Raw genomic sequence first — 21,797 nt, 5'->3', positions numbered from 1 at the left:
TCTCAGGCGATGCGTCGACGCGGGTCGAGCACCGCATCGCAGGGCGTGTCCCGGAAGAACTCGCCGGCCTCGTCGTGGGCGAACTGCAGCCCCGTACTGCCGATGGTCAGTGCGTCTGCACCGGTCCCCCGGGTCTGGACGACGGCGGCCGAGCCGTCCCCACGCGGTGACCTCCGCTTGGCCGACGTCCGCGTCCACCCGTCTGCGCGGACGTCGCACGTCGAGCCGACGAAGTTCAGCCGGGACGGCCCGGGTTCGTCAGGAAGGAGTCCGGCCGGCGAGGCGGCGCGGGCACGGGCCCCCACCAGGCCACACGGGGTGACCACACCAGAAGAGCGACACCGGTCACGGTGTGATCCGCCCCCGGGAGCACTGCCCGTACTGGCGGGCCCGAACAGACGAGGCATCCACATGCCGGTTGCCGGCGACGCCACCAGCGTGACCGGCGTCCCGCCGAGCCCCGCCGCGACACGGCGCATATCCGCGTCAAAGCCGTCCGATGGGGAGCCGACCAGCAGAACCAGCAGCCAGAAGGCGAGGAGCATCACAAGGGCGGCGCTGAAAATGACGGCCGGAAACCCCACGGCCACGGCCAGAAACTCCCCCATTTTGCCACCCCCTTGAGCTGTGATGCCGCGGTCCCGGTGCCGCACCCTGCTTGACAGAGTCCGACACCGGGATCACTCCCCCGGTTTCTTTCCGCCCCCATGTTGGATCGACATCGCGCTCCGCCGCATTGCCGGATCTCGGCAACCTTTACGCGCCCTTAATGCCGGGCAGCGACACCCCGGGCTGCCCCGGCCGGCCCCGTACGCCGGCAACCTCCCGGCACCGGTCGTCCGCCCCTTCTCCACGCTGGCCGCCGCACTTGCCTCATAGATATCCATTCCTATGACGCGTTCGGTCATCACGCCGACGATCCCACCACCTGGGCGACAGGTGCGTCCGGACGCCGGGATGGCGTGACGTGGCTGCGCGTCGACGGCCCCTTGCCCCGGTAGGCCACCTGCCGGTGACCGACGCCACGACCTCAAGGCCGATACTCTCGTTGCCGAACTACCGGTAGCGAACCAGGTTGATGCCGCGATGGTGCTCGCGTACCGCGTGGGCGTCAGCGGGTGAAGTCGCCGGCAACGCAGACCAGCCTGGGCTCACTCCACAAGGTGTGGGCGGTGGCTGGATCCCCGAGCCAGTCGCGGACCAGCCCCTCAAAGGCACGGCGAGCCCTCCGGGGCAGATAGCGACCACGCCTGCCGTGCACGGCTGGATCGCACCCAAGGTGGATGCGAGCCCTCTGAGGGCTGATGACGACCGGCCACATCAGCAACCGGTCCGGTGACGAGCACATGTTGCGAACTTTTCCAGGGCTAATGACGACCAGCCCTGCCCCCGCGGGATGAGTGCGACACCCGGTGCTGCATTACCGCACGCCAAGGATTCGGGCTGACCTTGCTGCGCATCACGGAGCGAGGGTGACTTCGGAGAGCGGGGGTTTCTGCAGATCTGACGTCCACAAGCCTCTAATTGAGACACTCGCGAAAGGCAAAGAATGATCTTTCTGGATGGGCACCCGCGTCGGGGCACCTGGCCCCTTGCTTGGAGTGATGAGGGTATGAGGTTCTCAAATAGTCGGGCACTGCGGCAGGTTGACGCGGTGCGGCTGCGTGAACGCTATCCCCTTTCGTCAACCGCACTTCAACTTGACAACCATTGACTTTTTTTGACTCTTAGAGATCAATTTTGATCGCCTGTCAGTGGCCACTGGTAGACCTTCAGCTGGTGTCAAAGTTAGGTGATTTCTATGTGATAGATATACCGATCCGCATCGGATTTCTTAGGTAAAGCCCGTACCGATGCCACCAGGCTCGAAGGGCACACGTGTGTCCTCTGACCAGCAGAAAGGAGGGGAAGCATGCGACTTCGTGTTCACATCAGCACAAGGGCCCATGAGATCCCGTGGGACAACGTCATCGCCCCCGGTCGTGGGATCATCTACTCCGCGCTCAAGAGGCAGGCGCCTCAGCTCGGCGCCACGATCCACGCGCAGGGGTGGGGACCGCACAAGATGGCGCCGTTTGGTCACAGTGCTCCGGAATTCCCCAGGCCGCAGCGGGTCCGCGGCGCATATGTGGCCGGCGGGACCGGAACCTTGGAGTTCGGCAGCCCCTTGCCCGAGTTGATCGACGCTCTTGAGCGCGATCTGCAGATGATCCCCATCTTGGACTGGGGCGGCATTGCCCTGAACGTTGAGCACGTCACCCGGATCGCCCCGCCCGCCTTTGGGGCCGGCCGCACGAGGCTGCGCACGACCAATCCGGTCACTATCAAGGCCGAGGCAGCCCGCGCACCTGACGGGGAGCTGATCCGTGGTAGATGGCTTCTCCCGGGGGATCCGGGCTTCGATGTCGCACTGGGTCACAGCCTTCGTCGGCGCTGCGAGACCTTCGGCCATGGCAGTGTCCAGCTCCAAGGCATCACGTGGATCGGCCCGAAGCGCTCGTTCTCCGTTGTTGGGCACGGCTCAGACAGCCCCACCAACGTCAAGCGCGGCAAGAAGACCGGGGCGCCGGTCGAGGTCGACCTATCGGGCACTCCGTCCGCCCTTCAAGCTCTGTGGTCCACCGGGATCGGCGGCGCCACGAGCGCGGGGTTCGGGTGGGTGATCGCGTGAGCTGCTCCTGCCTCCGCCAGGGCTTGCCACCAGGAAGGGCGGCATTATGACCGCCACGGCTTTCCTGCAGCACACGATGACGCTCACCGCGCACCCGCTCCAACGCGCCGGCGCCTACGCTCTTGCCTCTCTCGCCGGAGTCTCCGACCCGAGAACCGTCACCGGCGAGCAGTTCCGCACCGTCGTCACACGCATGGTCGACGACCTCATCGCCACCAGCACCGTTGCCAAAGGACAGCCCGGTTGGTACCTGTTCGGCGTCTCCTACGTCCTGTGGCCCAACTGCGCCCTTCACTACAAGAGCAAGCGCACCCCCGAGGGCATCGCCGCCTGGCGCGCCTGCCCGCCGGCCGACAGCTGGCCCAGCGCCCCGTGCACCTTGTGCGGACGCCCTGCGGCCGCCTGGTACGGCAAGGGAGATATCCCCCTCGGCGCTTCTGTCGAGCACCGCAACACCACGGCGCGTGATCACGAGGGCACCCCGATGTGCTTCCCATGCGTTTCCAGCTTCCACGCCCTGCCCTACGCCTGCACCGCCAGCGGTGGACTCCTCAACGGCATCCACACCTGGGACGAGCGGTTCATGGCCCGCATCACCCAAAGCGAGGTCCGCGACAACCTCCGGGGCATACTCGCCCGCGGCAACCTCAAGGGCGGCGGGGGCACCTTCGCCCTTGAGTTGGCAGCCCTCAAGGCCCTGCGCTGGTGGGACCACCGCGTAACCGCCGGCGTCCAGACTCTGCAGTTCTCCAACAACAACCAGGACCAGAAGTTCCAGTCCGAGGTCATGGAGCAGCCTCTCGCCGAGTGGCTGCGCTCCACGCTCCGCTGCAGCGGCCGTCGTTCAGGATTTCGCTACCTCGCCCACGCCCAAGCCACCGCCAAGGTCTCCGGCCTGCGCATGCTCTCATGGCGTGCCTTCCACCACCCCGAGCAGATTCCGTCCCGCGCGATCGGCTGGCTGCGCGAGCAGATCCTCAATCCCCCCAGCTGCGCTGCGCCGGGCTCGATTCCGGCCGCCGTGACCCCTCTCGCTCCCCTCATCCGCTCCTACCTCGTGGAGGTCCTGCACGTGCTCGAATCCGACGTGACCCACGTCGTCGCCGTCGCCCACCGCGTCGCCGATGTCGTCGCGGACGACGACAAGCGCCTCAAGAAGTTCACCGTCGCCACCCGCCGCCCCAACGACCTCAAGGCGTGGTTCAAGGCAGAGATCGCGGACTGGTCCCGCAAGCGCCCCGCCGAGGCGGAGAGCGACCCCTTCATCTCGGTGCGCCAATGGCGTGTCCTGTTCGACTCCGGCAACACCTCCTGGTCAGCTCGCGAGCTGTTGTTCGTTGCCACCTTCGAAGAGCTCGCCACACGTGGAGCCAAGGTCGCCGCCGTCGAAGAAGGCACCTCCGACGAGGACTTCAAGACCCTCGACACTGACGACCAGGACTAACCCTCCCCTCGCATCCGTTCACCGATCAGCCTTAAGGAGCCCGCATGTACCTCACCGGTAAAGCCGTCCTCGACATCCAGGCCGGCGCCCCCAACAACGGCCGCGGCACCGCCGACCAGGGCAACGTGACCCCCGTCAAGCACCACCGCACCGGCGGCAAGACCTACCCCTACGGCTCCGCACAGTGGTGGCGCCGCATGCTCCGCGACTCCCTCCCCGACACCGAGACCCCCTCCCCCGTCCTCGTCAACGGCAAGGACGCCAAGCAGCAGGCGTACACCTCCGGCCGCCCGGACAAGTACATGGACGACGACTTCTTCGGCTACATGGCTGCTACCAAGGCCGCTACCTTCATGCGCGACACCGTCCTGAACACCGGCACCTTCGTTTCCATCGCCCCCGAGCGCCCCACCCGCGACTTCGGCACCATGAACCGGGGGCTGCCCACCGGAGCCAATCCGATCCTGCACGAGCACGAGTTCTACACCGCAGCCCTCCAGGGCGACCTTCGCCTCGACCTACAGCGCATTGGCTTCTTCGAGCAGGAGGGCAAGGTCCGCAAGGCAGCCCTGTCGGACGAGGCCGTGCAGGAAGCCCTCCAGGCCGGAGCCACCGAGGCCACGCGCCGCGGCAGCGCCGGCGTCCTCCTCCCCCTTGAGGAACGCCGCCGCCGCACCGCTGTCCTCCTGCGCACGATCGCTGCTATGCACGGCGGCGCGAGCAGCGCAGCCCACTTCGGTGACCGGACCCCGGCCTTGATCCTCCTGGCCTCGATCCGGGGCGGCAACCAGCCCTTCACCCGCATCCTCAGCGTGGTCGACCACGGGATTCGCTTCAACTCCGCAACCCTGCAAGAAGAGATGGGCGCCTGGTCCGACGTCATCGAGGGCCCCGTCCGCCTGGGGTGGGCGCCGTCGTTCCTGGAGGACCAGCGCGAGATCGCACGCGAGGAGCTGTCCGGCCTCATCAAGGACGAGAGGCTCATCATCGACCACCCCCGGGTGGTCCTCTCCCAGCTCGCCGACGAGGTCCTGTCCGGCCGGTACGACGCCTGGTTCCAGGACCAGTAAGCCCACCGTCCGTCTCACGGACCGCAACAGCGTCAGCTCCTCATACCGCCTGCACGGCAACCTTGCGAGGAGTCGCGCCCGATGCCCACGTCGTTGCGCGGGCATCGGGTGTGCACGCTCGACGACCGTGCCCGAGCATCAAGGAATCGCCGATGAGCAGCACCGAAGCCCTCGAAGTCACCGTCACCGCACCCATCGCCAGCTTCCGCAACCCCCTCTACCAGGGGATCCAGGTCGGCCTGCCCTGCCCTCCCCCGAGCACCGTCGGCGGAATGCTTGCCGCCACCGTCGGCGACTGGGAGTCCGTTCCCAGCAACACCCGCTTCGCCATGACCTTCAGCGCCGAAGGCTCCGGCATCGACCTGGAGACGTACCACCCAGCCGCCGCCAAAGCCGCCAGCAGGAACGCCACCATCAAAGACCGGCACTTCCTCACCCACATCACCCTCACCACCTGGCTCCTCCAGGACCTCGACATGTGGGAGCAAGCCATCCGCACCCCCGTATGGCCCCTGCGACTCGGACGCTCCCAGGACCTGGCCACCGCACGCGCCCGCCGCGTCCACCTCACCCCCGGCGGCACCGGCACCCAAGGCCACGCCCTCATCCCCCACGCCACCCGGCCGGACCCCTCGGTCCGCAACAACGGCGAACAGATGCAGCTCCCCACCGCCATCACCCTCGACCGAGCGCGTACCGCGTGGGGCACCTACCGCTACGCCCACACCGCTTCCCCCGCCCAGATTTCGGCCGACTACACCACACCCGACGGGCAGGCCCTCGTTCTCCTGCCGCCGACCCACCCCCACACCGCCCTCGCCACCGCGTAAGGACCCCGATGGACGACGTCCGACCCCTTCGCGCCAAGAGCGCCCGCGGCCGCCGACAGCACGGCGAAACCCTCAAAGACCACTCGCTGACCACCATGCGCCGCAGTGGAACCGTCACCACCCGCATCGGCCGCCTTACCGTCCTGCCCGAAAGGTTCGCCGTCTGGGTCCAGCTCGCCAGCCTGCTGCACGACCCGGGCAAGGCGGCATACGGCTTCCAGCTTCAGATCGGCAACACCAGCCAACCTGCCAAGGAGTGGGGAGAGCGGCACGAAGTTCTCTCGCTCGGCTTCCTCCCCACCGTACTTTCGGTCCTGCCGAAGGACGAGATTCTCTGGATCGCCGCAGGTGTGGTCACCCACCATTGCTGCATCACCGGCGACGGCGGCCGACGGCCTCCCCTCTTACCGCTCTACGGCCACGACAGCGTCGAAGAGTTCGCCGCCAGGTTCGGCCCCATCGACCCAGACGCGCTGCAGGACCTCGCCGCCTGGATGCACACCACCGCCGTCAGCGCCGGGCTCATCCCGCCCGGCCCCACACCGACACTCACCCCCGCCACGCTCATCGCAGACGCCCACTCCCTGTTCGGCGAACTTCTCGACCGATGGGAATGGGAACTCGCCTCCGAAGAAGAAGCCGACGGACTCGCCGCCGTCATGCTGCAAGGCGCCGTCACCATGGCTGACCGCATGGCCTCAGCTCACACCCCCCTCCACACCCGCCAGCCCCTCACCACGGACTACTGCCAACGCCTCGTAGCCCGCCTCTCCGCCAAGGGCCACCAGCTGCGGCCCCACCAGGTCGCCGCAGCCGGCATCAGCGGTCACGTCATCATCCGAGCCTGGACCGGCAGCGGAAAGACCGAGGCCGTACTGCTCTGGGCCCTGCGCAACCTCGCCGAGATGACCGAGGCCGGCCAGGGGACCCCGCGGATCTTCTACCTGCTGCCCTACCTCGCCGCTATCAACGCCATGGTCCAACGCCTCGAAGAAGACCTCCAAGCGGAAGGCCAGATCGGCGTCTCTCACTCACGCGCCGCCTCCTACTATCTCGCCCGCGCCCTCGCCGACGAGTGCACCACCAGCGCCGAAGCTCTCACGGCCGCCCGCAAGTCCCTCGCCCAGGAGAACGCCACCCGCCTCTTCCGGGAGCTGATCCGCGTCGGCACCCCCTACCAACCACTGCGCGGAACCCTCGCCGGCCCCTCGCACTCCGCCGTCCTCGCCGATACCGCCAACAGCCTCTTCGTCCTCGACGAGCTCCACGCCTACGACCCCAAGCGGCTCGGCATGATCCTGGCGATGATGTCCTTCTGGGAACACCTCGGCGGCCGGATCGGCATCGTCTCCGCCACCCTCCCCGACGCCCTCCAAGACGCCATCCGCCAGACCCTCAACCAGCCCACCCACCTGGTCCAGCCGCCCGAAGGCACCGCATTCCCCCAGCGCCACCGCCTGGCGGTCCGCCCCGATGCACTGCGGTCCGAAGCCGCCATCGCCGAGATGGAAGCCCGACTCGAAGCCGGCGAAGCCCTGCTCGTCGTCGCCAACAATCGCCCCACCGCACGAGCCCTCTACCAGCGCCTGGCCCCCACCGCCCGCCGCATCCACGGCCACCGCGACGCCGCGATCATGCTCCACTCCCGCTACCGCCGCGACCACCGAGCCACCATCGAAAACCGCATCCGCCACCGTTACAAAAACGGCCAGACCACCCGCACCGGCGGGCTCCTCGTCGCCACACAGACCGTCGAAGTCTCCCTGGACGTCGACTTCGACACCCTCCACACCGCCTGCGCCCCCATGGACGCTCTCTGCCAACGCTTCGGCCGCGTCAACCGCTCCGGAACCCGGCCACCAGCCGACGTCATCGTCCACGCCCCGCAATACGTCCCCCGCAAGCGCGAACACGGACTCTTTGCCGACGGCGTCTACCCCAAGGCCCCCGTATCACTGGCCTGGGACATCCTCCAACGCCACGACGGCAACGTCATCGACGAAGCAATGATCACGTCATGGCTCAACGAGATCTACAACCCCACGGGCGCATGGGGAAAGGCCTGGCGAGCCGAACTCGACCAGGCCAAGGAGAAGTTCACCGAAGCCTTCCTGACCTGGTCAGAACCCTTCAAAGACCGATCCAGGCTCCGCGAAGACTTCGATGCGATGTTCGACGGACAAGAAGTCATCCTCGCCGCCGACCGCGGCGAATACGCCGAACGGCTCGCCACCGACTACGGCCGCCGCCCAGGCCGGCTCCTCGCCGAAGACCTCCTGATCCCCGTAGCGGGAAACCTCACCGCCGAATGGGACGACCGGCTGAAAGTCGGCGTCATCACCGCCGACTACGACGAGGAAAACGGTCTCGGCGAGATCCGACACTGACATCCCGATACACTGAACGTCCCACCAGGGCCCGCCGCTTGAGAACCGAATACACCTCATCGACCCCGCACAGGGGTCACAACGTACGCGCCTTGCCTTGCACCGATCGCCCCAAGGGACAACACCTGCCTCGGCGTGCTGTCATGAACGAGCGCGCCTTCACCAGCACCCTGCGGACGACCTACGAAGTCCTCAGGTTTCGAGGATGGAGCCTTCATCAGCCCTGGAGGGATCGCAATGCCAGCACCTGGATCTCCGATCGGTCCCACCCTGAAATCTGCTCGGCGAGGACCGGCCCATGGTCGCAGAGGGTCGTCATCAGCCCTAGAGGGCTCGCAACACATACAGCGCGAGTGCGCGCAGCATCAGCAGCAGGTCATCGTGAGCCCTGAAGGGCTCGCAACTTGACCTCCGTGAGATCTACAGGCCATGAGGGCTTGTCGTGATCAGCTCTGGAGGGTTCGCAACAGGTAGAGGTCGCCCTCGAAGCGGGCCGGGCCGCCCGTCGCCATCAACCCTGGACAGTACGCAAGCCCTGACCGCCCGACGAGCCAAGCAACTCCCCCACGTCGTAATCAGCGCAGGGGGTTGCAACCACACCGGATGCGGCCGGATGGCGCGGGGTCAGGCAGTCGTCATCAGCGCTGGAGGGCTCACAACATGAGCGCCTACCCGCCCCACGCGCTGTCGTCCGTGAGTCGTCATCAGCCCGGATGGGTCGCAACTTGTATCCGCCCCAGATGATGAGCCGGTCGGGCGCGTCGACACCAGCCCTAGAGGGTTCGCAACGCGCCGGGGACGGAGATGGTCTGCTCACGCCCGAGGTCGCCATAGCCCTGGAGGGTTCGCAACTACCACTGGGAGGCCCAGTCTGTGTTGATGATCGTGGTCGGCATCAGCCCAGGAGGGATCGCGACGCGTGCGGGCTTCCCGCCCGCAACACTGGGCAGGGCGCCGTCGTCAAGCCTTCGGAGCGCCCACAACCCGTCGTCAGCCTTGGAGAGATCGCAACCGGTACTCCGGATGAACGTCGGGTGCGTCCCATCCCGTCGGGAGGTATCACAACCCGCCGCGGAACGTGCGGGCGACCAGCGAGAGGCACAGGGGCGTCATCAACCCTTGACGGCTCACAACGCGATATTGTTGGACTGCCGCTTGAGGAACTCAACTCGCCGTCAGCCCCGCAGGGGTTGCAACTCCTGTTGCGTGCTCGACAGCATTGATCGGCTGGTAGGCCGCTATCAGCCAGGAGGGTTCGCAACTGCAGACCCGTTGTCTCCGTGTCCAGGACGACCGCGTCGTCATCAGCCCAAGCGGATTCGCAACGCGTGCATACGGATCAGTCCGGACCGGTCGGCACGCGTCGTCGTCGGCGCAGGAGGGTTCACAACGTGATGGCGCTGTTCTTCAGCCCGATCCGTACGACCTGTCGTCATCAGACCTGGAGGGCTGGCAACCCGGCGAGGGCGATGACGGAGGCGATGGATGCGGGCCGATATCAGCCGTGGAGGGCTCGCAACGCACCGGTGAGCCGCAGTTCCTCACGGATGACCAGTCGTTGCCAGCCCTGGAGGGATCGCAACGTGGTGTCGAGGTCTGCGGCGGCGCAGGTGCCGGGGCGTCATCAGCCCTGGAGGGTTCGCAACACGCTCCTTCATTGCTTCATCCGTGAGGCGAAGCTGTCGACAACCTCGCTGGAAGGGTCGCAACGACCTGCCGCGCTGGAGCCGGAACGCCTCCACGGCGGGTCGTCATCAGCCCTGGAGGGCCTGAGACCTGCGCTCACCTGCGCTACAGCTCCGCGATCTGGTGGGTTCCTCGTCGGCTGCGGCTGCTCGCAACGCCCCGTTGCTGGCCGGGCGAGCAGCACATGTCCATCGCGTCATCATCAGTCCCTGGAGGCTTGCAACGTCAGGTGGAAGTGGATGGTGTCGTAGTCATTGCCAGTTCCTCATCAACCCTTGAGGCATCGCAAATGAGGGGGCGGGTACCTCCACTCCGGCAGAACACCGTCGTCATTACCCCTGGAGGGCTCGCAGTCCCTGCGTCTTTACCTTGCTCAGAGTGATCACCTTGGTCGTCATCAGCCCTGGAGGATTCACAACGTCATCGTCCTGCCGGTCTACCTGGGACCTGGAGTCCTCATCAGCCCGGGAGCGTTCGCAACATCACCTCGGTGGCGAGGCGCGTCAACTTTTCCGCGTCGTCATCAGCCCAGGCGGGATCGCAACACGGTGTCCGTGTACAACCACCGGTTGGGCGCGGAGGTTCTCATCAGCTCTGGAAGGCTCGTAACAGGTCCAGCTCGTGGGTGGACAGCCACTGGGTGCTGGTCGTCACCCGCCCTGGAGGGCTCGCAACCGCACCGCGAACGGCGCGACCATGCGCAGGACCACCGCCGTCGTCAGTCCTGGAGGGCTCGCAACACCGTCGCGCCCCACTTGGCAACTCGCTGCCGAATGTCACGTCGTCATCAGCACCGGAGGGCTCGCAACTAGACCGGCCCGTAGTCGAGGTTCAGGCCCTGGGTGGGTTGTCATCAGCCCTGTAGGGTTCGCAACCGGCCGACCTTGCCGGCTTGCGGATCGGCGTGCACCGTCGTCATCAGCCCTGGAGGGTTCGCAACTTCAACGTATCCAGCAGATCGTCGGCCTTGTTTGCGGGCGGCATCGCCCGGGAGGGCTGATAACACTGTCGTGTATTCGCTGGTGCCATCGAGGTGATGGCCGCATCGTCATCAGCCCGGGAAGGCGCGCAACATCGTCGGCATGGTGCTTTGAGAACTCTACGCCTCCGTCACCATCGCGCTGGAGGGCTCGCAACAGCATCACCTGTCCGCGCTCAAGGGCCTGGATAGCGTCGTCATCAGCACTGAGGGTTCTCAACATGACCGCGACCGTGCTGGTGCCGCCGCCCCGGGTGGCGGCACCAGCACGAGACGGTTCGCAACTTGATGAAGTGCTGGACGGACTGGCCACCCCCGGCGTCGTCAACGGCCCAGGAAGGCTCGCAACAAGGTGTCGCCGCTGTTGGGGAGGGCCTTGATCGCGGTCATCATCAGCCCGGAGGGCTCGCAACTAGTCGCGGGCGGGCCGGGTGAGACGATCTTGGGTTGTCGTCATGAGCCCTGGAGAGGTCCCAACTCGTTGGCGAAGTTGAAGGAAGTCTCTGGCGCGAACTGCCATCACGGGTGACATTGAGACGTCCAGACGGCGGTGACCATCAGCCCTGGAGGGATCGCAACAGCAGGACCACGGACTTGCCGATCGTCGGGCGGGCGTCGTCATCAGCCCTGGAGGGTTCGCAACGCGGTGTTGTAGCAGGGGAGGCCCTGGGAGTAGCCGGGCGTTATCAGCCCGGAAGGGTTCGCAACATGTGATGGAGCACGGCTTCAACCCGGCCCGCTACGTCGTCATCAGCCCTGGAGGGCTCACCCGTCCACAACCTCCCTGTACAGAACAGCGGGGCGCCCAGGACGCCGATCTGCTGCCGCCTGGAGAACCCAGGCCGGGGGGCGCCGGCCTGCGTAGAACTTGTTCGCCGCGTTGACCCGTCCCTCGAAGGAGATTTTCCGGCTTTTGCCTCAACCATCCAGGTTGTGTGCACAGGAACAAGCGGCTCCAGCTCTTCAGGGGAACCGAGGCCATAGGCGATGCCGTCCCCGACGAGGTGGTGCTGGCGGCGGGATCGAGCGATGCTTCGGACCCGCCGACCATCACCCACTCGTGGCCTGGTGTCAGCGGGCGTGCGGACTGTTCCGGCCAGGACCGGCCCGCCCACGAGCACGCTCGGAGGGAGCGGCCCGTGCCCGGCTCCCCCTGACTTCCCTCATCGCCCTGCGACGGTTCGCAACGTGCTGAGCCCGGCGTAGTGGGTGATCGCAGCGTCGAGTCTTCATCCCCCTGGATGGGTATCAACGCGCCTCCACGGGCGTGCTCTGGCCCAACGCGCTTGGCCCCAAAGCCCCTTGGAGGGGTACCAACGCGATGTGCGGCACATCCTTGCCGGACAGGCCGAACGTCTCATCGCCCCTCGGAGGGGTACCAACCCGCGGAACGGGGGAATTTGGCCGCGGGTCAAAGCGGTCCTCATCGCTTCTCGGGGGGGTACCAAGATGATGAGCCGCAGGTACTTCAGGGCGGTGACCTCGGTGTCCTCATCGCTTCTCGGAGCGGGAGCAAGGCGCAGATGCGCATCCGCACACGCGATTCGCCGGGGAGTCCTTAACGCCCCGCGAAGGGGTAACAACTACGCGGCCCGGGTAATGCCGAGCATGACCGTGGTGGCCTCATCGCCCTGGGAGGAGTACCAACTCCACATCCAGCAGATCGCACAGCGCATCATGATCGTGTCCCTATAACCCCTGTGAGGGGTACCAATGTCAGGTATCAGGTGACGTAGGACGGGTCTTCGTTTCCAGTCCTCATCGCCGCTGGGAAGGCCACCAACACGCAGCCGTTGGATTCCTGCCCGCCACTGTCTTCGTGTCCTCATCGCCCCTCAGCGGGGTACCAACCGGTCGCCGCACGTGGCCTGGCCGACGACGATGTAGTCCTCATTGCTGCCGGGAGGGGTACCAACACGCGGCAGGCCAGGCAGGTGCGGCGGCCGCGGCTCCAGGTCCTCATTTCCCCGGGGGTACCAACATGAAGACGGCGACATGCGCACCGCCTGCCGACTCCGGTCCTCATCGCCCCCGCATGGATAACAACGTCACGCCGTAGGTGCTCGTCAGGGCGGAGATGCACCTTCCTCATTACCCCTCGGCGGTACCAACGTGTCGGCGGAGTGGGCTTGGATAGGGATGGGCCAGTCCTCATCGCTCCAAGAAGGGTTAGCCACGCGATCGCGTCGCCAATCTGTGCGCCGATCTCCTGCGTCTTCATCATCCCTGGGACGGTTACCAACACATGGCCCAGGTGCGGGCGTACGGGCTGCCAGCGGCGTCCTCATCGCCCCTGGAGGGGCATCAACACCACGGCCGCGACAGCTGCGAGGTCGCAGTGACGGGTCCTAATCCCCCTGGGAGGGGTATCAACGGCATCCACTTGTCGACAGGCAGCGGGATGATGTTGGCGAGTCCTCATCGCGCCGGGAGGGGCGTCAACCGCTGGAGCGCGGCGCAATCACTGTCGTCAGCTCCAGTCCTAATCGCGTCTACGGGGGGTATCAACGGATAGTCGGTAATCCCTGAGGTCTCCGACCAGCCGGGTCTCATCGCCCCTGGCGGGGGTATCAACATGAACTCCTTGACGTTGTTGGCCCGGATCGTGCAGTCCTCATCGCCCCTAGGAGGGGTACCAACAGCATCGGGACCACCTCGGTGGAGCGCGCCTCACCGAGTCCTGATCGCCCCTGGAGGAGTGTCAACGCGACCACGATCGGCAGGCAGGCGCCGCCCTGGTCGAGTCCTCATCGCCCTGGAGAGGGAAACCAACTAGGTCGCTGATCCGGCGGCGTATGCAGCGGCCCTCATCGCTCCTGGGAGGGGCATCAACGGCCGGTTTCCTGGGGCCGGTCTCCCATAGGTGCTGGTCCTCATCGCCCTGGGAGGAGTATCAACGTGCCCATCATGGCGACGACGTCCAGGCCGGCCTGGTGCCCTAATCGCCCCTGGGAGGGGTATCAACAGCGCGCCCTCGGCCGCGACGGACGCACGACCGACCTGTTCACATCACCCCTGGATGGGACACCAACCCCAGGACCAGGAGTGGCACGGTGTAGAGCGTGCTCGTCCTAATCGCCCGTGGGGAGGCGTACCAACATGGGCGGGCAGATCCAGCACGCCATCAACGGCTGGGTCCTCATCGCCCCTGAGAGGGATACCAACGTGTAGCGGGACAGGGCCATCGCTACGGTCTCGCGTCCTCATCGCCCGAGAAGGGGTACCAACGGGGCATGAACGCGGTGGTGAGGGTGAGCATGTGTGTCCTCATCGCCCCGAGGAAGGGCATCAACGTCTCGGAGCGGCCGATCGGGATGCCGTTTGAAGCGGGTCCTTAGCGCCCCGCGGAGGGACAACAACGGAGTCCATCCCCTCTCACTCGACCTGACCCACCATGTCGTTATCGCCTCCTCAGAGGGGCAACAAGGAATCGAATGGTGGAGCTTCTGCCCGAGCAAACCGGTCCCGTATCGTCCATGGGGGGCCAACCCGATCTGGCTCGCCAGCCACATCTCCCGCCGTTCGTGTCCTCATCGCCCAAGGAGGTACCAACGCGCTGCGGGCCTCGCTCAGACGCCGCAATACAGCTGGTCCGCATCGCACATGCGAGGGGAATCAGCCGGTACAACAAGTCCCCAGTCGCGGCACGGATCGCCGATCTAGTCGCCCCGCAGGGGGATCAGCATGTTTGCATGAGACAGTGCCGATACCGATTCGGGGATGTCGGAATCCCTAAGGCGAGTGGAGGTCACCGTGTTCGCACGTGCTCGAGGGGGCCTCCTAAGGTAAAAGGGGCGGCCAGCTCTTGCCTGCACCGAAAAAACGCCCCGCCTGTTTGCGGTCAGCCAAGCTGGGCCCTGTCTCCGAACGGATCTTTGCGGCCAGCTGAAGCCATGGGGGTACATACCGTTCGCACGTTGGGCTCCCTGCCCGTCCCTGCTATCCGATGGCGTGTTCCTCGGCGCAAACCTTGTGGGACGGTTTCGCGTCGTCGTCGAGAAGGCTGGCGGGTTTCCCGCAGTGCCAGCAAGGCTGCGGTTCGGGCAGGAAGCGGGCGGGGTCACTCCAATCGGCGATCCGTGGTTGCGGCACCAGGTTCGACGGCGACTGCTGGGGGCGCGCTCGGTCCTGCGGGGTGCGCTGCGTCGCGATGGTCGGGAGGGCGTTGGTCTCGATGGTGATACCGAGCTCGACGCTGTCGATGCCGCGGCGCTGCAGGGGCGCACTGGGAGTCCAGGTCTGATCGCCGAATTGGCAGGTGCTGTTGGCGTCGTTGCCGGAGAAGTGCAGGCCGTGATCAGCAGGAGTTGGTTCGGGCTCGTCGGGTGTGACCCCGTCTTGGTAGTCGGACCACGTGGCGTGGTCGTCGACGGGGACCCACATGAAGCTTCCGGTCCGGTGGTCTTTGCGGCTGGGCAGGAAGATGGGCATGACGCTGCCGGTGGCGGCGCCGATGATGGTGCGGCCGACGGTGACACCGAGCCGATCGCCTCGGTCGCCGGTGTAGCCGCTCACGATTCCGTCGGAGGCGCGGGGGGTCTCCCAGAACAGGTGGCGTTTGCCGCACCCCGTCTTCGACTTGCCGGTCGGGCACGGTCGCACGGCTGCCGCGGTGCAGAGCCAGTCGGCAAGGACGCGGAACCCGCCGATGAGGGGGAGGTCGGCGGCGTTGTTGATCTCGCGCCAAGTAACGTCGCGGATCAGCATCCACTGGGCCCGGTCGACTAGGTGGAAGGTGTCGTCGTGGGTGATCCAGTTGGATACGAGCCCTGCCTCGGACTGGGCTTTGGCGCGACGCAGGACCGTGCTGGGGCTTGCGTTGTATAACTGGGCCTCGCAGCCGAGGTTGACTCCGCCGTGACCGTAGATGGTGACGTCGGGGCGGGCGGCCCGGCTCTTCGTGGCCTTCTCCACCGTCGTCTTCAGACCCGCGCTCTGGCAGGTGCGGTCGAGGAACTCCTTCATCGCCTTGTGCCGGTCGCTTTCCTCCTGCGTCATCTCGTGCGCGGTGGGCAGGTGCGCGGCTCGTAATCGAAGGACACCGTCGGGGCCGCGGTGCCGGCGGACGTACATGTGTGGGCTCTTGACGCCGGACATCTCGGCCTTGCATTTACGGTCGAGGGCCTTCTCCGCGCAGATGAGGAGGTCTCGTCTTCTGGTGGCGACCGGCTGGAGCAGTTCCTCGACCAGGTCGGTCACACTGATGGCACTGTTCGAAAGTCCAAGGTCCGGCTTATCGAGTTCGAGGACACACTTCAGTTCGGAGTGCCACACGCCGTTCGCCACAAATCCCCCTGCCTGGCTGTCAGTTGGGCTTTCACGGTAGAACGCACCACTGACAATTCCCCCTGACCTGCACATTCATGCCGGGCCAGACGACGTCGGCTTGGAGAACCGGAGAGGCAGGAAGGCACTGTTTCCAGGATGAGTTACAGACCGGGGTGATAGAGCCGGGGCTCAACTGGCCGACGATGTTTCGCGCCGTACGACGCGATGGCCCGCGCCAGCGGGGCCAGCCGGGAGGCGTACGGGTGCCACGGGGGAACAATCTGGGTTTGCTCGTTCATCCCGGCTTGACTCCAGTTCTGCAGAGTCTGCGACGTGCTCCGCAGGCGCGCAGGACCCCGGCATCGGCAGTCCCGCGCGTTGCTCGGTCGTGGGTGGATGGGTGACGTGCCGGTGGCGTTCACCGGTCAGGCGTGGCAGGAGTTCCAGCGCCGGGCGGCTGCGGACCCGTCCTTGTCCTCGGCAGCGACAGCTGCCGGGGCTGACACCTGAAGCGTGTGGGGAGGTCTCAGAGGCCGAAGCGCTGAAACCTGGCGACTTCTTCCATGGTTTCGCCGAGAAGAATCTGCCAGACGGTTTGCTCGACACTAGGTACAGGTTCGCTGCTGTCGGAGTCCACGTACAGTTCGGTGCTCCGTGGATCTCCGAGAGCCGCCAGGCGTTCGACGGCCCATCGGCGCTCCACAGCCGAGCCACGTGAGTCCAGAGCGATGTCGACGAGGACATCGGCCATGCCGTGGTCGCCAAAGCGGTAGAGCTCTGCCGCTGCGTTCCCGCGCGTCAGGGAGTCGGCTTCTTCATCCTCCACGACATCGACGAGAAATCCTCGGTAGTCATGGCCGGCCTCGATGAGTGCGGAGGCCGCGGTGGTTCGCTCGAACAGACTGTGGTCCGAGTCGGCAACGAACGCCATCATCATCTCGATGGCCTCCCTGTCGTCCTGGCTGCTCCGCGCCCGGATCGCATGGAGGCGATCGAAGAAGTCCGCGTCGTCCTCCTCGGCGAGCTCATCGAGGAGGACCACCCCGGCGGGATGCCCCAACGCGGCGAGCACGCGGCCGGTCAACGCGCGCACCACATAGTGGTCGTGCCGCTCCGATGCCAGCTGGACGAGGGCAAGGAGGCCGTCATCCGCGTGCCAGCGCCGCAACTCGGCGGCGGTCAGGAACCGAATGAGCGGGGCGATCTCGCGGTCGAAGGCCAGCGCCCGTAGGTGTTCGGTTCCACTTGCATGGTCGAAGTCGGTCACCAGGCCGGCAGCCACCGACCGACTGTAGTCCGTCAGCCGCCGGTTGCCGACGGCCAGCTGGAGTTGGTGCACCACGACTCGTTCCACGGGCGCCGGAAGCCGCTCGCCGTACCGCGCCACGCCAGAGAGGAAGGCGGCTCCCAACAGGCCGCCGTTCTCGGCCAGCCGGAGGAGTGTGGAGTCCAAGCCCGGCTCATGGCAAGCGGAGAGGCCGACCACGAAGCTCACGTACGAGGCTTCGGCATCCGGCGGGGACCATGTCCTGCGGCTCCAGGGCCGCACACGCCGGAAGCAGCAGAAGAGGTCTGCATACAGCGCCTCACGGCGCTCGGCATCCGCGGTGTCGTGCTCGGCGGCCAGGAATTCCAGCAATGTCCGGTGCCAGAAGTCGAAGTCCCCTCCGTGTTCCACTAGCAGGCCGCTGCGACGCAGCACGTCGGCCAGGAAGCCGGCCCACATATCGCGGGGAATGCCCTGCGGAGCGGCAGCGGCGGGATGGCCGGTCAGTACGCTCACGGCGGCGCGTGCGTCGCCGCGGAGCCGAGCGGAGGCAAGATGCCCGATGAGGTCGGACACATGAGTGACGGTGCGCTCGACGGCGGCCATCGCAGCCGGTCCGCGGTTCTCCCATGCCCTGCGGGTTTGCGCGTCGAGGGTGCCGTCGCCCCGCCCTACGTGCCGCTGGCGCAAGAGGTCGACGAAGCGCGCGAACACCATGGCGCGACCCGCCGGGAGCTCGTCGCCGGTGTCGGCCGCATAGAGCTGACAGAGCATGGTGGCCATCAGCGGGGTGCGCACGACGTCCTCAAGGCCGGCGCGCCGCACCGCTGCCATGAACGATGCGGTCTGCTCGGTTGCTTGCGGCACCCCGAGGACCCGCAGCCAGCGGTCTGCGAAGAGCGACACCTGTCCGGGGTCGAAGGGCTGCAGCTCGAAGCGGCTCACCGCGTGGCCCGGGATGTCGACCTCGGTGCCGGGCAGGGGCCGTGAGGTCGCCACGAAGCGGTACCGCGGTGTGGACGTCTGCTCGGTCAGCGCGAGCAGTTCGCGTACCAGGGTTCGGCGCGCCTCGACGTCGGCGACCTCATCGAGCCCATCGACGAGCAGTAACCATCGTGCGCCGGGTACCGGCTCGGTGCGGAAGAAATCCGCCGGCACCTCCTGGCGGAGCCCTCCACCCTTGAGCAACGCTTTGACCCGCCGGGTCAGCAGGGTGGGCAGCGGCTCGTCTCCGAGGAGGTCGACCGCCGGCACGAGCACGGGGAGTTCGACGGTGCCCTTCGCCAGTGGGACCGTCTCTGCCTCAGCCCGCGATCCGCCAGCTTCACCCTCACCATGGCTGGTGGCCACAGCTGCCACAAGAGTCCGCAGCAGACTGGACTTGCCACAGCCTGGTGCGCCGATGATCAGGCAGTTGCCGCCCTGGCCCAGCACTTCCTCGGCGGGGACCGCGGCACTTTCGATGCTCTGACGGCTGCCGACCGTGGGCAGATGCTGCGGCTTCATGCGCTGATGGACGTAGACCTCGGCCATCGCAGGCGGGGTGACGTCCGGCAACACGCCTGCATACGGGCGGTCGCGGGCTGCCCGTCGGGCCGCGGCCAGGTAGTCGGCGAGCACCGCGGCCCCGTCACCAGCCGCTGTGACAGGTACTCCGATGTTCTGCTCGACGGTCGTCCCCTGCGCACCCGCACCCCCGAAGACGTTCTGGACGTGGAGTGTGAAGCACGGCGTCTCGCGCCCCGGTTGCGTCGGGCTGGGCGGCACAGCCGCCTCGGCCCGGCAGCTCCGGGCGCGGCCTTCGGTCGTGGTGGACACCGTGGGAACGCCGCCGGTGCGCTGTTCCTCCGGCGCGGCATCCTCGGCCATGCCAGGCCCCTCTCTCCCGCGCGTCTGGCCTCCGCGGCAACCGCTTCCGGGATCCCGCACTCGCCCGCTCCGCACGCCCTCCGTCTGTCACCATCACCTTGGCACCAGCCGACCGGCCTTGTGCCTCATCCGCCGAAATGGAGATCGTCCGTGACGGAAGCACAGTCCTCAGGACCCGTTTTCCACCAGAACGTCTACGCGGGAGGCACCGGCGCCCAGGGTATGGAAGTCACCCAGAACGTGGGCATCCGGGCAGCGGACCTCCCCCTGCTCGTGGCCCGACTGCGCGAATTGGCACCGTCGGCCGGAGCAGAGGGGCGAGACGAGTACATCGCGGACGTTGAGATCCTGGAGGACGAAACGCAAGCGCCTGTCGGTCGGGTGAGTGCCTGGCAGCGCCTGCGGTCCGCGCTGACGACGGCCGGAACCAACGCCGCCGCGGCCGGAGTCGTGGCGCTGGGCGACCAGATGATCAGCGCCGTAACTGGCTGACCGGAGTTGGGTCTGCCGCCTCCTCGGTTCGGGCCGCCCTCTTCCCACGGGCGCCCCGTCATGGGCAGCGGCATCGCGCGGCATCCTTGGGACCGTGCCGTGCCCGCACCAACGCCTCCGCCCTGCTCTCGCCATCAAGTATGGCGAGCTGGTGCACAACAAGACTGCGTCGAACACCACGCAACAGACCCATCCCCGCACACAGAAACCCCCGCCGAGCCAGCCGACGGGGGTTCCTCATCTTTCACTGGCGTCTCACGAACAGCGTCGACAGACCTGAACCACAGAGACCTAACCGGTGAAAACACTCCTGATCTAGACCACCTGGACGGCACAAGACGCTTTCGACTACCTGTGCCAGGTGGGACCGAGGCTGGGAGCGGGCGCTACGGCCCATCCAGCAGAGCCGGAGTCCCATGGTCCGCATCAGCCAAGACCGGACCATTCCCGAGCCAGCGGTCCCGGCAAGGTCTCCTCGGCTGCCATATTCGCAGGTCAGCGAGTTGCCACCGCTGTACCACCAGCAAACGAAGAACCTTCTGTGGGTGGCTCGCCCTGGAGCGCGACTCCCTGACAGTTCATTGCCGGGCCGTTCTGACCTCGGCTAACGTCTCTCGGAACCGATACCACTTTCCTCAGAACTTCGCAGGGGCGAGGTTCGCGGTGCCGTCCTCGGAGACCGTGGAGACCCAGGCAATGGGCCGCGGCACGACCGTCGCGGTCAGGAGCTTGTAGAACTCTCTACGGGGCATCTCAGCAGGATCGAAGTCAATGCGCATGGTGATCAGTATCCACACCGGCGGGTGCGGATCATACAGCGGATGCCCTGCTCCACCCAGCCGCTGATTTCGGCGGAAAGTGCCCGGTGGGCCTGCGGCTCCCGCTGGCGATCGCCCCCGACGGCACAGCCCTCGTCGAACCCGAGGACCGGGAGCTCGCCACTCGGGTCGGCCTCGCGAGGGCGCCGACAGCCAAGCAGCACCTAATGTGGTTCACCGCCCCGCCCGGCACCGAGGCCGCGGCGCAGCTGGAGCTGCTCTCCGTCATCGGTACGCAGGGCATGACAGCGGCGTCCGCGGTCGTGCCGCGCTGATCGAGCCGGCGGGATTCGGGCACGGCCATGCCTCCTGCGGGCAGGCGGGGCGTCGCGTACTCCGGTGGTTCCGCGGGCGGAGGCTGGTAGGTGATCACCGTTCTGCGGTCCGGTCAGAGACAAGTCCCGCGCTCGAAAGAACGGGTCTCGGCGTAGTACTCGGGACGTCGGGACAACACCCACCGCCGCCTCTCTTCTCATGTCATGGCAGCCCGCTGCGACCGTGGGGAAGCAGGTGGTCAGCCTTCACGTCGGCGTTTGCGGTGCGGCCGGTCTGGGTGGACGAGGCTGTCGAGACCGCCCACGGCCGCCCGTATATGCGCCGGTTCACCTGGGATGTTCCGGCCCGCACACCACCAGGAGAGTTTCCCTTTCGCCGCACGCGGATGCATGCCGAGGTCGTGCTCGTCACACAGAGGCCATGCCTGCCAGAGGCACTCGGTGACGGTTTCCTGTGCGGCGTCGGCGATAGCTGCCAGGGCGAGGACAGGGTTGTCCGACGAGTCCGGATCGACGACGTTGCCGTGCCACTCGCCGTTGGCCAGGGCCAGGTAGACGTACTCGGCTACACCCTCGTCGTATGAGGGAAGTCCCAGCAATTGCAGGGGTTCTTGGCCCGGCAAGGTCACCGCAAGGTCCCGGTTGACGAGGGCAAGGGCCTCGTCCCACAGCGGGTACTCGCCAAGCGCAATCCGACGGGGCTCAGGGGGATCGAAGAGAGCACTCATGGAGACCATCCTG

10 protein-coding genes and 2 pseudogenes are annotated in these 21,797 nt (G+C 66.6%); 7 read left to right on the top strand and 5 right to left on the bottom strand.

From position 1 onward, the window contains the following. Positions 1–2: 2 nt before the first annotated feature. Positions 3–608 (bottom strand): hypothetical protein, encoded by a 606-nt coding sequence (locus ACGF4C_RS20370; protein WP_393567991.1) that lies wholly within the window; start codon positions 606–608, stop codon positions 3–5. Positions 609–1,912: 1,304 nt separating this feature from the next. On the opposite strand from ACGF4C_RS20370, the gene ACGF4C_RS20365 reads away from it, so the two are divergent. The 5 genes from ACGF4C_RS20365 (at position 1,913) to cas3 (ending at position 8,402) form a co-directional block, all read left to right on the top strand. Next, complete coding sequence (locus tag ACGF4C_RS20365; protein ID WP_393567989.1) at positions 1,913–2,671, top strand: CRISPR-associated endoribonuclease Cas6; 759 nt, start codon at positions 1,913–1,915, stop codon at positions 2,669–2,671. Positions 2,672–2,717: 46 nt separating this feature from the next. Further along, complete coding sequence (locus tag ACGF4C_RS20360) at positions 2,718–4,115, top strand: hypothetical protein (RefSeq protein WP_393567987.1); 1,398 nt, start codon at positions 2,718–2,720, stop codon at positions 4,113–4,115. Positions 4,116–4,159: 44 nt separating this feature from the next. Beyond that, a complete protein-coding gene (gene cas7i, locus ACGF4C_RS20355) occupies positions 4,160–5,185 on the top strand; it encodes a type I-B CRISPR-associated protein Cas7/Cst2/DevR (RefSeq protein ID WP_393567986.1) in 1,026 nt (341 codons plus the stop codon). A gap of 152 nt (positions 5,186–5,337) precedes the next feature. After that, positions 5,338–6,015 carry a CRISPR-associated protein Cas5 gene (cas5, locus tag ACGF4C_RS20350; protein ID WP_393567984.1) on the top strand — a complete coding sequence of 226 codons (678 nt, stop codon included), beginning with the start codon at positions 5,338–5,340 and terminating at the stop codon, positions 6,013–6,015. An 8-nt stretch (positions 6,016–6,023) separates the two neighbouring features. Beyond that, positions 6,024–8,402 (top strand): CRISPR-associated helicase Cas3', encoded by a 2,379-nt coding sequence (gene cas3, locus ACGF4C_RS20345; RefSeq protein WP_393567983.1) that lies wholly within the window; start codon positions 6,024–6,026, stop codon positions 8,400–8,402. 6,604 nt (positions 8,403–15,006) lie between these two features. Here cas3 and ACGF4C_RS20340 read toward each other — a convergent pair. Together ACGF4C_RS20340 and ACGF4C_RS20335 are read right to left on the bottom strand one after the other, a co-directional pair. Further along, a complete protein-coding gene (locus ACGF4C_RS20340) occupies positions 15,007–16,353 on the bottom strand; it encodes a hypothetical protein (protein WP_393567981.1) in 1,347 nt (448 codons plus the stop codon). Between the two features lie 508 nt (positions 16,354–16,861). Continuing rightward, positions 16,862–19,471 carry an NACHT domain-containing protein gene (locus ACGF4C_RS20335; protein WP_393567979.1) on the bottom strand — a complete coding sequence of 870 codons (2,610 nt, stop codon included), beginning with the start codon at positions 19,469–19,471 and terminating at the stop codon, positions 16,862–16,864. A gap of 150 nt (positions 19,472–19,621) precedes the next feature. Between ACGF4C_RS20335 and ACGF4C_RS20330 the strand changes: the two genes are divergently transcribed. Then, positions 19,622–19,963 carry a hypothetical protein gene (locus tag ACGF4C_RS20330; RefSeq protein ID WP_393567977.1) on the top strand — a complete coding sequence of 114 codons (342 nt, stop codon included), beginning with the start codon at positions 19,622–19,624 and terminating at the stop codon, positions 19,961–19,963. A gap of 638 nt (positions 19,964–20,601) precedes the next feature. On the opposite strand, the pseudogene ACGF4C_RS20325 reads toward ACGF4C_RS20330, so the two are convergent. After that, positions 20,602–20,742 (bottom strand): annotated as a pseudogene (locus ACGF4C_RS20325) (flavin reductase family protein); the annotation flags it as partial. A gap of 194 nt (positions 20,743–20,936) precedes the next feature. Between ACGF4C_RS20325 and ACGF4C_RS20320 the strand changes: the two are divergent. After that, a pseudogene (locus ACGF4C_RS20320) lies at positions 20,937–21,056 on the top strand (transcriptional regulator); the annotation flags it as partial. 239 nt (positions 21,057–21,295) lie between these two features. Here ACGF4C_RS20320 and ACGF4C_RS20315 read toward each other — a convergent pair. Beyond that, positions 21,296–21,784 (bottom strand): hypothetical protein, encoded by a 489-nt coding sequence (locus tag ACGF4C_RS20315; protein ID WP_393567975.1) that lies wholly within the window; start codon positions 21,782–21,784, stop codon positions 21,296–21,298. Between the last annotated feature and the right edge of the window lie 13 nt (positions 21,785–21,797).

Source organism: Streptomyces sp. NPDC048197, assembly GCF_043202395.1.
GTDB lineage: Bacteria > Actinomycetota > Actinomycetes > Streptomycetales > Streptomycetaceae > Streptomyces > Streptomyces siderophoricus.
The sequence above is the reverse complement of the archived record's forward strand: the minus strand, read 5'-3'. Positions and strand labels throughout refer to the sequence as shown.